Source organism: Algibacter pacificus (genome assembly GCF_008033385.1).
Classification (GTDB): Bacteria; Bacteroidota; Bacteroidia; order Flavobacteriales; family Flavobacteriaceae; genus Algibacter; species Algibacter pacificus.
On record NZ_VOGY01000001.1, the window covers coordinates 372176 to 383921 of the forward strand.

General features: G+C 30.5%; 9 protein-coding genes. All 9 read left to right on the plus strand.

Annotation, left to right across the window (positions count from 1 at the left end):
• Position 1 precedes the first annotated feature (1 nt).
• The 9 genes from FQU21_RS02115 to FQU21_RS02155 are packed head-to-tail and all read left to right on the plus strand — an operon-like array spanning position 2 to position 11738.
• Positions 2–760, plus strand: coding sequence for a TolC family protein (locus tag FQU21_RS02115; protein ID WP_147676372.1), 759 nt, complete (start codon positions 2–4; stop codon positions 758–760).
• 15 nt (positions 761–775) lie between these two features.
• Positions 776–3154 (plus strand): hypothetical protein, encoded by a 2379-nt coding sequence (locus FQU21_RS02120; protein ID WP_147676373.1) that lies wholly within the window; start codon positions 776–778, stop codon positions 3152–3154.
• 10 nt (positions 3155–3164) lie between these two features.
• Positions 3165–4553: an oligosaccharide flippase family protein gene (locus FQU21_RS02125; protein WP_147676374.1), complete on the plus strand. Its 1389-nt coding sequence runs from the start codon at positions 3165–3167 to the stop codon at positions 4551–4553.
• Positions 4553–6034, plus strand: coding sequence for an O-antigen ligase family protein (locus tag FQU21_RS02130; protein ID WP_147676375.1), 1482 nt, complete (start codon positions 4553–4555; stop codon positions 6032–6034). Before FQU21_RS02125 ends, FQU21_RS02130 begins: the two co-directional genes overlap by 1 nt.
• A 47-nt stretch (positions 6035–6081) precedes the next feature.
• Complete coding sequence (locus FQU21_RS02135; RefSeq protein WP_147676376.1) at positions 6082–7023, plus strand: phosphoribosyltransferase; 942 nt, start codon at positions 6082–6084, stop codon at positions 7021–7023.
• A gap of 43 nt (positions 7024–7066) precedes the next feature.
• On the plus strand, positions 7067–8269 hold the full coding sequence (locus tag FQU21_RS02140; RefSeq protein ID WP_147676377.1) for a glycosyltransferase family 2 protein: 1203 nt from the start codon (positions 7067–7069) through the stop codon (positions 8267–8269).
• A 17-nt stretch (positions 8270–8286) separates the two neighbouring features.
• Positions 8287–9360: an acyltransferase family protein gene (locus tag FQU21_RS02145; RefSeq protein ID WP_147676378.1), complete on the plus strand. Its 1074-nt coding sequence runs from the start codon at positions 8287–8289 to the stop codon at positions 9358–9360.
• 11 nt (positions 9361–9371) lie between these two features.
• Positions 9372–10532, plus strand: coding sequence for a glycosyltransferase family 4 protein (locus FQU21_RS02150; RefSeq protein WP_147676379.1), 1161 nt, complete (start codon positions 9372–9374; stop codon positions 10530–10532).
• 6 nt (positions 10533–10538) lie between these two features.
• A complete protein-coding gene (locus FQU21_RS02155) occupies positions 10539–11738 on the plus strand; it encodes a glycosyltransferase (RefSeq protein WP_147676380.1) in 1200 nt (399 codons plus the stop codon).
• Positions 11739–11746: the final 8 nt, after the last annotated feature.

The window sequence follows — 11746 nt, forward strand, 5'->3', positions numbered from 1 at the left end:
TATGATTTACTTTAGAAATATTAATAAAAAGCGATATAACCTAATATTAATAATTAGTGTAACTTTTTGTTTAAGTTACACTGGGCATGGGCAAACCTTAGAATCTATTGATAGTGGTGTAAATGCTACTGAAATGAGTTTACCTCCTCTTCAAGTTATTTTAGATTCTGTATTACTGCGTAGTGCGAAGTTAAAATTCAGAAAGGATCATATCGGTGTTAAGGAAACGACCCTTAAATCGGAAAAAGCATATTGGACAAGAAATTTTGGCCTTCAAGCAGAAACAAAATATGGAAATCTTAACAGTTTTTCTACAGATAGTGATGGGGCAATTAGTTCTACGTCTTTAGTAACAACGCAGCAAGCGACTTACTTTGTAGGTGCTTATATTAAATTTCCTTTGTTTGATTTATTAAATAGAAAAAACCAAATTAAACTAGCAAAATTCGAGATTGATGAAGCCGAAAGCATGGCCAAGTCTATAGAGGAAGAAATTCGTCAAGAGGTTATTAAAATGTACCAAGATTTAGTTTTAAAACAAAAAATACTTAAAATTAGAGCTAAAGCTTTTGGAGATGGAAAAGTGAATATGCAAATGGTTGAAAAGGAGTTTCGTAATGGAGTAGTGCCTGTTTCAGAATATGTAAGAATTACAAGTATTACCTCTAATGTTGAAGTAGATTATGAGTTGGCGAAATCTGAATTCATTACGGCAAAGAAACTTTTAGAAGATATGGCTGGGTTTACATTCTTCCAATAAACTCAAAATAAAAATATGAAAATAATTGATTTTATACGATTGATATTAAGGCATTTAGTGATTTTAATTCTTGTACCTTTTCTATTAGCATTATTGGTGTTACTTCTTACCCTTAAACCAAATTTTGAATATACATCTCAAACCGTTTTATATACAGGGCTTGCCACAGGTTCTTCTATTGAAATGGATAAAACATTCAATTATTTTGCGACTAATATTGCTTTCGATAATTTAATAAATATTATCAATTCCAGAGACACTCAAGAAGAAGTAGCCGTTAGGTTGTTAGCGATTCACTTGATGCTTCCTGAAGCCAATCCAAAATATATTTCAAAAAAAATATTTGATGAACTAAGTGTAAAAGTTCCAAGAGATATTTACAATTGCATTGAAAAAGGTAATAATAATGCAGATTCACAAATAGATACACTGGCTGTATATAATCCGCTTCCTCCTGAAATAAATAGATATAACTATGAAAAAACGGTTCAAAGGTTATTAACTTTAATGAGAAGTAGTAGTGATAATTATATTTATGAATTACTAAATTATGAAGACGATCTGCATTATTCTCTTAAAGCATTATCAAATATAAAAGCGGTTAGAATTAATAGTAGTGATTTAGTTAAAATAACTTATACCGTTGATGATCCGGGTATTTGTCAACAAACACTTGAAATTTACAATGCCGTTTGTATAAAAAATTTTAAAAATATAAAAGAAAACAGATCCGATGCGGTAGTTAAATATTTTGAAGAGCAATTGGCTCAAGCTAAGGAAGTTTTAAAAACGGCAGAAGAGAAACTTTTGGAATTCAATAAATCTCATAATATCATTAACTATTACGAGCAAAGTAAGGCGGTTGCGGTAGTTAAGGAGGATATGGAAGTGGATTATAATAACAAAAAAGCGCAATTAGCAGGAACAAGGGCATCAACTAAAAGACTAGAAGAAAAGTTAAACATTCAAGAAAATGTTCAAAAAGAAACATCTAAAATTCTTGAAAAAAAGAAATTATTAGGTGAAGTTAATTATCAAATAGCATTTTATGAAGCTAATTTGGCATCTGAACCAGATGAAGCACTAACATCTAAAATTAATGCTTTAAAAAAGCAAAGAGATGCTATCAACAACGAGCTTAAACAAGGTGTAGATGATATTTATAGTTATCAAAATTCTATAGATGGGGTGCCGTTGTCTAAATTACTTCCCGATTGGATGAATAGTGTTGTTGAGGCCGATGATCTTAAGGCTAAGATAAGTGTTATGGATCAGCAAAATAAAAAATTTCTTGAACAATACGCTACCTACGCTCCAGCCGGTGCTACTATTAAACGACTGGAACGCGAAATTTCAGTTTCAGAACAAGGCTATTTAGAATTACTTCATGGTTTAAACTTAGCCAAGTTAAAATTGCAAGACAATGAGATGTCTTCTAACATAAAATCTATTGATCCACCATATTATCCATTATCTGCAAATCCAACTAAAAGAGGGCTATTAATTATTGCGGCAGCTTTTTTAGGAGGTATTTTAACTTTAGGAATTATTTTGTTGATGGAGTATTTTGATAATACAATAAAAAATACAATTAGAGGAAGTAAGCAATTGGGATTAAAACCATTAGGAATGTTACCTAAAATAGTACAAGATCCTGGGAATATTGATTTAGCCTTTATACAAAAAAGACTAGTTGAGGTTATTACTCAAAATATATTACAATATTTAGGTACACACGCCCCAGAAAAAGAACCAAAAACCATTGTCGTTTTTAGTACTCGTGAAAAGGAAGGTAAAACAGTTGTAGCAGGTAATATTGCAAAAAGATTAAAAGCCGAAGGTAAAAAAGTAGTATTATTAAATTATGATATTGAAAAAGAGCCTATTATCCAAGAAAGGAAATATTCATTTATTAATAAAATTTTGGGTTACCCAGATACACGAATAGACTATAATAATCCTTTTTTGTCTGAAGTTTCTAGCTACCTTGATACCTCCGAATACTTTTCTTATAAAATAAATAATCAATTTACTCATGTAAAAAGTTATGAGGAGATACTAAGTCAAAATAATATTTCTCTTAATAATAGTCCCGATTTTGTTATTATTGAGTTACCTGCTTTAATTTATAATAATTACCCGTCAGCTATAATAAATCAAGCAGATTTGGGGATTTTAGTTTGTCGTTCTAATCGCGTGTGGTCAGATGCAGATCAGTTGGCAATAGACAGCTTATTAAATACATCTGCTTCAAAAATCAATTTTATTGTGAATGGTGTCCATATAAATGAAATTGAATCGGTTTTAGGAGATTTGCCTAAGAAACGAGGTAAGGTTAGAAAAAAATTAAAATCGTTGTTTAAATTTCAATTTTTTTCTAATAATCAAATTTAAATTAGCATTAATGGAAACTCTAAAAAAAATAGTAAGAGAAGACAATTTCCTGTCCTTATTAGGAAATGTTGTGATTGCTATTTTGGGTATTTGTGGTTTTGCTTTGTTGGCTAGAAGCTTATCATTAGAAGTATTTGGGGAATGGGTTTTATTTATGGCTGCCGGATCTTTAGTAGAAATGTTTCGATTTGGAATTACAAATACGGGTTTAATACGATATCTATCTGGTGCTGATGATGTTTCTAGAGTTAAACTTATTGGTTCTAACGCTTTAATTAGCTTATGCGCTACCATTTTAGTAGCCTTGGTATTGATTGTTTGTAAATTGTTTTTTCCTGAAGCTATTCAAAATTCAGGATATAATATGTTTTTCACTTGGTATCCGTTACTAGCCTTTTTAAACCTTCCGTGGAATATTGCATTGGTTGTATTACAAGCAGATAGAAAGTATATGCAAATTTTAGCACTTAAAGCGATTAATAGCGGAGGTTTTTTCGTAATAATATTACTGCATTTTTTGATTTTAAATTTAAGCCTGAATCAATTAGTTATAGGGCTAATTATTGTAAATGCAGGGACATCTATATTAAGTTTTATTCTAGGTTGGGATGGCATATTACTAATAAAAAAAGCTAGTGTAGAAACTAATAAAGTGTTATTGCATTTTGGTAAATACACAACATTTACACTAATTGGTACTAATTTGTTACGGAGTGTAGATACACTAATTATAAGTTTAAGTCCTTTGGGTAGTGCGGCTGTGGCGCTTTACAGTATTCCTTTAAAGCTTACCGAATTGCAACAAATACCTTTGCGTAGTTTTGTAGCAACCGCTTTTCCTAAGATGTCTAAGGCTAGTTTGCATCATAAAATGGATGAAGTGAAAAGTTTGTTTTACACTTATTCTGGAGCTTTAACATATCTTTTTGTGGGAATTAGTTTAGTAACGTTTGTATTTGCTGAATTCTTTGTTATTATAATTAGTGGACATCAATATTTAACAACAGATCCTATAACAGGATTTAATGTTGTAGATATTGTTAGAGTCTTTTCTATTTATGGATTATTACTACCTATTGATAGAATGACAGGCGTTGGGCTTGATAGTGTTAATAAACCTAAAATTAATGCGATTAAGGTTTTTGTTATGCTAATAGCCAATATAATAGGTGATTTAATCGCCATTTTTATATTTAAATCCTTAATTGTAGTTGCTATTGCTTCTATCTTTTTTACTGTACTTGGTATATGGATGGGGATGTACTTTTTAGATAAGGAGTTGTCTTTAGCGTTTAAAGAAATTTTTAGAAAAGGCTTACTATTTTATCTCTCGCTTTTTAATAAAGCGACACATAATCGCTATGAAAGCTTTGTTAAAATTGAAAATAAAATTAATTAATGAGCAGGTACAATAACATAAATCCCTTTGAAAACTATTCAGGCTCTATGCAGCTCTCTAAACCAATATATTTAGTATTGCTTTTTGTACTACTTTCCATTGTAGGGATTGTTGTAGTGAAATTGGGGGTAATAGGTATTGGGTTAATACTAGCTCTCATATTTGGGTCTATATTTGTATATTATTTATTCTGCTATCCCATTTTAGGTTATTATACGGCTATTGCATTAAACTTTATATTAATTGGTTTAGGTCGCTATATTAAAGGTTTGCCTTTAGGCTTTGGAATAGATGGAATACTTCTTTTAACTTATCTAGCTTTATTTATGAATAAGTTTAAAGAAAAAATAGATTGGTCTCCAGCAAATAAAACAATTACATTTTTATGCATCTTATGGTTTGGATATTCGCTTTTTGAAATTATTAACCCAGAAGCTCGCAGTATACAAGCATGGATTTCTGGACGTGGTATCGCGTTTTACCCTTTACTTTTTGTTCCTTTAACGTTGTTGTTTATTAATACAAACAAAAAATTAGAGTGGGTTTTATATGTTTGGGGTGTTTTTTCTATACTGGCCACATTAAAGGGGATAATACAAATGCTTTTCGGGGTCGACTTTGCTGAACAAGCTTGGTTAAACGAGGGAAGTTATAAAACACATATTCTCTTTGGAAAATTAAGAGTCTTTTCTTTTTATAGTGATGCGGGACAATTTGGAGCTAATCAAGGCTATACAGGGGTTGTATTTTTAATTTATTCTTTGTCTCAAAAAAAAATACGATCTAAGTTGTTTTTCATTTTTGTGGGTATTTTAGGAATTTATGGTTTAATTATTTCTGGTACCCGAGGTGCTTTAAGTGTGCCTATAGTGGGATTTATGACTTATTTTGTTCTGAGTAAGAATATAAAAGTGATTGTTACAGGAATCGCTTTTTTAGCTATGGTTTTTGTGTTTTTTAAATACACAACTATTGCTCAAGGAAATGCTCAAATACGAAGAATGCGAACGGCATTCGACCCTAATAATGCTTCTTTGCAAGTAAGATTGGATAATCAAAAAATACTTAAAAACTATTTGGCATCAAGACCTTTTGGAGGTGGTATAGGACATGGCGGTACAAAAGCTCAAAGATATTTGCCAAATGCTTTTCTATCTAACGTGGCTACCGATAGTTGGTATGTTTTAATTTGGGTTGAACAAGGCATTGTTGGTTTATTGCTCCATTTGGGGATTTTGTTTTATGTAATGATAAAAGCAAGCCTGATAGTAATGTTCAAAATAAAAGATCCTATTTTAAAATATAAAATATCGGCATTAATAGCAGGGATGGCGGGTATTATGGTAGCATCTTATGGAAATGCTGTTTTAGGACAAATGCCAACGGCTCTATTAATTTATGCAACAATGGCTTTAGTTTTAAATACAGAAGTTTTTGAAAAAGATAATGAAATAAATAAAAAGGTATTAACCCCATTATAGTATAAAATAACGATCAAAATAAACGCTCAACTCTTAAACCTAATAATATGAATTACAGAAATATAAAAGATTTAAACAATATTATACTTCAAAGATTAAGTATTATTCCACGTGATTTTGATTTAATCGTTGGGGTTCCAAGAAGTGGAATGTTACCAGCCAATTTATTGTCGTTGTATTTAAATCGACCTTATACCGATATCGATTCGTTTTTAAATGGGCATATTTATAAAGCAGGAGCTAGAAGTCAGTTTTTTGAATCGGATGGAAGTCATAAAAAAGTTTTAGTAGTAGAAGATAGCGTTGCTTCTGGTTCAGCAATGAAAGAGGTTAAAGAAAATTTAAAACACCTCGAAGATAAATTCGATATTAAATATTGTGCTATTTATATGGTTCCCGGTAAAGAAAAAATGGTAGATTATTTTTTTGAATTGGTGCCTTTACCAAGATATTTTCAGTGGAATATACTAAACCACACAACCTTAGAAAAAGCTTGTTTTGATATTGATGGCGTGCTATGTGCAGATCCATTACCCGAACAAAACGACGATGGCGAAAAGTATATAGATTTTCTCTTAAACGCACCGCCATTATTTATTCCAGGAAGTAAAATAGGGACTATTGTAACCTCCCGATTAGAAAAATACAGAAAGGAAACAGAAACATGGTTAGCTGCCAATCATATTAAATACAATGATTTGGTTATGCTAGATTTACCCAATATGGAGGCCAGACAAAAAGCAAATAATCATGGCGATCATAAGGCAAAAGCGTACATGGCAAAACCGTATGTTTTATTTATTGAAAGCGAATTAAATCAAGCCATTGAAATTAATAGAATATCAAAAAAACCTGTTTTATGTACGGCTAATTTTGAAATGATATTCGAATCAGAATCATTTATGTACAATCTTAAAAGTGGAAAACACCTTCCTTTTTTAAGAGAATTTGCTTTAAAAGTGAGAAATAAATTAAGGAGTTTTAAATAATGTATTTATAAGCTTAAATCACATTAATTTCAAAATATTTATTATGCTAGTATTTCATATTATTCAAATAATTTTGCTCATTCTTTTAGGTTTGGCAACACTTTATATTTTTATGTTTTCAATAGCAAGTCTTTTCTATAAACAGAAAATATACTCCGATAATGGTAATATGAAAACCATAGCGGTACTCGTGCCAGGTTATAAAGAAGATCAGGTCATTCTTGAAGTTGCAAAATTAGCCTTAAAACAAGATTATCCTTCAAACCTTTTTGATGTGGTTATCATTGCCGATTCTTTTAAAGAAGAAACTTTAGCGGCTTTAAAATTGTTACCCATAAAATTAATTGAAGTTAGTTTTGATAAGAGCACAAAATCGAAAGCATTAAATAAAGCCATGGCCACCTTAGATCGTGCTTATGATATTGCAGTGGTTTTAGATGCTGATAATGTGATGGCTCCAGATTTTTTGAAAAAAATAAATGCAGTTTTCGAACATGATTTTATTGCTGTTCAAGGCCATCGTACTGCAAAAAACACAAATAATTCTTGGGCCATTTTAGATGCCATAAGTGAAGAAATAAATAATAATATTTTTAGAAAAGGACATAGAGTGTTAGGGCTTTCATCAGCAATTATTGGTTCTGGTATGGCGTTTAGATACAACTATTTTAAAACCTTGATGGCTACCGTTACGGCTATTGGAGGCTTCGATAAAGAGATTGAATTAAAAATGCTTAAAGAAGGACGTAAAATTGTTTATCTGGATGATGCCTTAGTTTTTGATGAAAAGATTCAGAAATCTGAAGTTTTTGGTAACCAGCGTCGTCGTTGGCTCTCGGCGCAATTTCATTATTTCAGAAAAGATTTTTTAAGTGCATTAAAGGATTTAATGTTAAAAGGAAATGTCGATTATTTTGATAAAGCCATTCAGTTTATACAGCCTCCCAGAATATTATTATTAGGAGCTGTAATAGGGGGTAGCGTTGGTTTTGTTTTATTAAATTACTTTTTAACTAATCAAAATACTTACTCTACTTATTGGGTTATTTTAACTGTTATTTGTGTGTTATCTTTTGTTTTTTCTGTACCCAAATCATTTTACAATTTAAAAACATTAGAGGCTTTGGCTAGTTTACCAAAAGGCATGTTTATGATGCTACTGTCTTTACTTAAAATAAAAGGCGCAAATAAAACATTTATTCATACACAACACACTTCGAATTCAGAGGATACAAGTTCTAAATAACCCCAAACAACGAGCCAATGATGAACAAAAAACTACAAAAATTAGAAGCCATTCGTGGATTTTCTGCATTATATGTAGTGCTTTTTCATACGTTGCCTCAAAAAATAGATGTGTTAGGAATTAACATTGGTATTCTATTTCGATTTGGCTCCGAGGCTGTTATGTTGTTTTTTATATTGAGTGGGTTTGTTATAAAATATACTTGGGAAAAATCGAAAGATAAATCGTTTAAAACCTATTTTTTAAAACGGTTTGTACGGATTTACATGCCGCTCTTTTTTATATTTCTATTAGCTTATTTTATAAAAAGTTATAACGAAGGCCATTTAGCAAACCCTAATTGGAAAACACTTTTAGGAAATATATTTATGCTTCAAGATGTTATTTCACTAAAACCAAATGTTATTTCTGGGGTTTATATGGGAAATGGTGTGCTTTGGTCGTTATCTTATGAGTGGTGGTTTTACATGTTGTTTTTTGTATTGTCTAAAAAAAATAAGCCTTCTAAAATAAATGCTTGGGTTAATGGCTTAACTATTATAGCAACAGTATCTTATCTTATTTATCCATTTTTTATAAATAGAATTGTGATGTATTTTGCCATTTGGTGGATTGGTGTAAGGTTTGCCGATATTTATATGAAAGGTGTGCACTTTACGTTTAAATCGATTAAAAACTATGCCTATATTTTAATAACGATAATTACGCTATTAGCTCTAAATTTATATATAAATTTTAATTATACTAAAGTGTATAACTATCCTTTGGTAGCGTATCCATTTATAGAATTAAGGCATTTTGTTTTTGCTTTTTTAGCCATGTTTGCTAGTATTATTTGGAATGGATGGAACTGGTTTGGCTTTAATGAAATATTTGGTGTATTTAAGTATTTGGCGCCTTTTTCGTATGGAATTTATATATCACACCATTATTTAGTGGTAGAAGCAGACTACTTAAAATATATTGATAATAAGATTATTGAATACACAGGATATATCCTTTTTATGTTCCTTTTTTCTTATCTTTTAGAGGTCGTTATATATGGTAAAATGAAAAAATGGGTAATCAGTTTTTACGCAATTAAACTTTAAAATAGTACATTATGAAAATAGGTATTGAAGGACAACGGCTTTTTAGAAAAAAGAAACACGGTATGGATATGGTGGCTTTGGAGCTTATAAAAAACCTTCAAATTATCGACCATAAAAACGAATATATCATCTTTGTAAAACCCGATGAAGATCGTGCTGCTTTGCAAGAAACATCGAATTTTAAAATTGTAGAATTAAAAGGTGGACCTTATCCAACCTGGGAACAAATAGCATTGCCAAAGGCGGCAAAAGCATACGGTTGCGATATTTTGCATTGTACAAGTAATACGGCTCCATTTTTTTTAGATATTCCTTTAATTACTATTTTACACGACATTATTTACATGGAAAGTAGCTATTTCCAAATTCTAAAAAGTAGAGCAAGTACCTATCAGAAATTTGGAAATATTTATCGAAAAATGGTAGTGCCTCGGGTTGTTAAAAACAGTAAAAAGGTAATTACAGTATCTCATTTTGAGAAAAATAGAATTGGTGAATTCTTTGGGATTAAAGGCGATAGTAAATTAGATGCCATTTATAATGGTGTTAGCGAACATTTTAAACCTGTTACAAGTAAAGCGGAACTTAAGCGCGTAAAAGAAAAGTATCATTTACCCGATAATTTTTTCTTTTTCTTAGGAAATACAGACCCTAAAAAAAATACAAAAGGAACTTTAAAAGCCTTTTCAGATTTTTTGAAACAAACAGGTTCAAATCACAAATTGGTAATGTTAGATTATGATAAAATTGAGCTTAATAAGTTATTAGTTGAAATTAACGACACAAATCTTATAAACAATATCGTTTTAACCGGCTATGTTGTTAATACCGATTTACCCGCTATTTATTCACAATGTGACGTGTTTTTATATCCATCACTTAGAGAAAGCTTTGGTATTCCAATGTTGGAAGCCATGTCTTGTAATGCGCCTGTAATTACCTCAAACACCTCATCAATGCCCGAAGTTTCTGGAGATGCAGCCCATATTGTCGATCCGTTTAAACCTGAAGAAATAACCGAAGGCATCATTAAAATTTTAAATAATGAGGATTATAGAAAATCGCTTTGCGAAAAAGGTTTAGAACGCAGTAAACAGTTTTCTTGGAAAAATATGGCAAAGGAGTATTTAAAACAATATGAGTTAATGTATTTAGAAAATTCAAAAAAATAACAGATCATGATAGAAGGCAAAGATATTATTTGTATTTCTCAAACCACATGGCATGGTGAATATACAAAATCTACAGTGCAATTGTTATCGCTTTTAGCAGAAAAAAACGCTGTTGTTTTTATTGAATATCCTTTTACAATTAAAGATGTTATCATGTCTTTATTAGGAAAACAAAGGGCTCAAGTTTCTAGAATGCTAGGTTTAAAAAAAAGAATGATAGATGAGAAAACGGATACTGGTGCTATTGTAAAACATTTAGTGATGCCTCCTGTTTTACCAGTAGATTTTATTAATAATGAATCTGTTTTTAAATTTTTATTCAAGATTAATGTATTAATTTATAAATATCAACTTCGAAATACGATTAAAAAATTGAATTTAAATAATCCAATAATTATTACGGCATACAACCCCATGTATGGTTTACAAATGATTGGACAATTGAAAGAATTTTTGAATGTTTATTACTGTTATGACGGTATGGATACACAAAGACATAAATCGAGAATCTATAATATTGAACAGCAATTTTGTAAGGAAGTGGATGGTATAATAACTACTTCCGATTATTTAAATGCCGAAAAAAAGAAATTAAATCCACAATGTCATGTAGTTAAAAACGGGGTAGATTTTAAATTATTTGTACCTCACGCTAAAACAACCGTTTCAAGTGTTTCCAGTGTGAAAAAAGTAGGCTATATAGGATCCTTAGATTTTAGGTTCGATATAGATACTATGGAATATGCTATTAAAGAATTGCCTCAGGTACTTTTTGAATTTACAGGTTATTTGTTAAACCATGACATAAAAGAGCGCTTATCAAAATACGATAATGTTGCCTTTTTTACTTCGGTAAAAGCTCATGAAGTTCCGGAGTTATTATCAAAATACGATTTAGGCATCATTCCTTATAAAATGAATGAAGTCAATAAAAACATATATCCTTTAAAAATTAATGAATATTTAGCGGTTGGAGTTCCTGTGGTTATGACGGCCTTTGCCAACTTATCCGATTTTAAATCCATGGTGAAATCAGCAGAGAATAAAACACTGTTTAAATCGCATATTGAAAATGAATTAAAAAATGATAACGATGCATTAATAAAAGAAAGAATTGCCTTTGCTAAGTTAAACTCATGGGAGAGTAGAGCTTTAGAGTTTCAAAATGTCCTAGGGAAATTTATTAACGATAAATACTCATCTTAAAATAAAAT

Excerpts from the sequence above, each read along its gene's own strand:
- FQU21_RS02130 (WP_147676375.1), top strand. The coding sequence starts at position 4,553 with ATGAGCAGGTACAATAACATAAATCCCTTTGAAAACTATTCAGGCTCT.
- FQU21_RS02135 (WP_147676376.1), top strand. The coding sequence starts at position 6,082 with ATGAATTACAGAAATATAAAAGATTTAAACAATATTATACTTCAAAGA.
- FQU21_RS02140 (WP_147676377.1), top strand. The coding sequence starts at position 7,067 with ATGCTAGTATTTCATATTATTCAAATAATTTTGCTCATTCTTTTAGGT.
- FQU21_RS02115 (WP_147676372.1), top strand. The coding sequence starts at position 2 with ATGATTTACTTTAGAAATATTAATAAAAAGCGATATAACCTAATATTA.
- FQU21_RS02150 (WP_147676379.1), top strand. The coding sequence starts at position 9,372 with ATGAAAATAGGTATTGAAGGACAACGGCTTTTTAGAAAAAAGAAACAC.
- FQU21_RS02120 (WP_147676373.1), top strand. The coding sequence starts at position 776 with ATGAAAATAATTGATTTTATACGATTGATATTAAGGCATTTAGTGATT.
- FQU21_RS02125 (WP_147676374.1), top strand. The coding sequence starts at position 3,165 with ATGGAAACTCTAAAAAAAATAGTAAGAGAAGACAATTTCCTGTCCTTA.
- FQU21_RS02145 (WP_147676378.1), top strand. The coding sequence starts at position 8,287 with ATGATGAACAAAAAACTACAAAAATTAGAAGCCATTCGTGGATTTTCT.
- FQU21_RS02155 (WP_147676380.1), top strand. The coding sequence starts at position 10,539 with ATGATAGAAGGCAAAGATATTATTTGTATTTCTCAAACCACATGGCAT.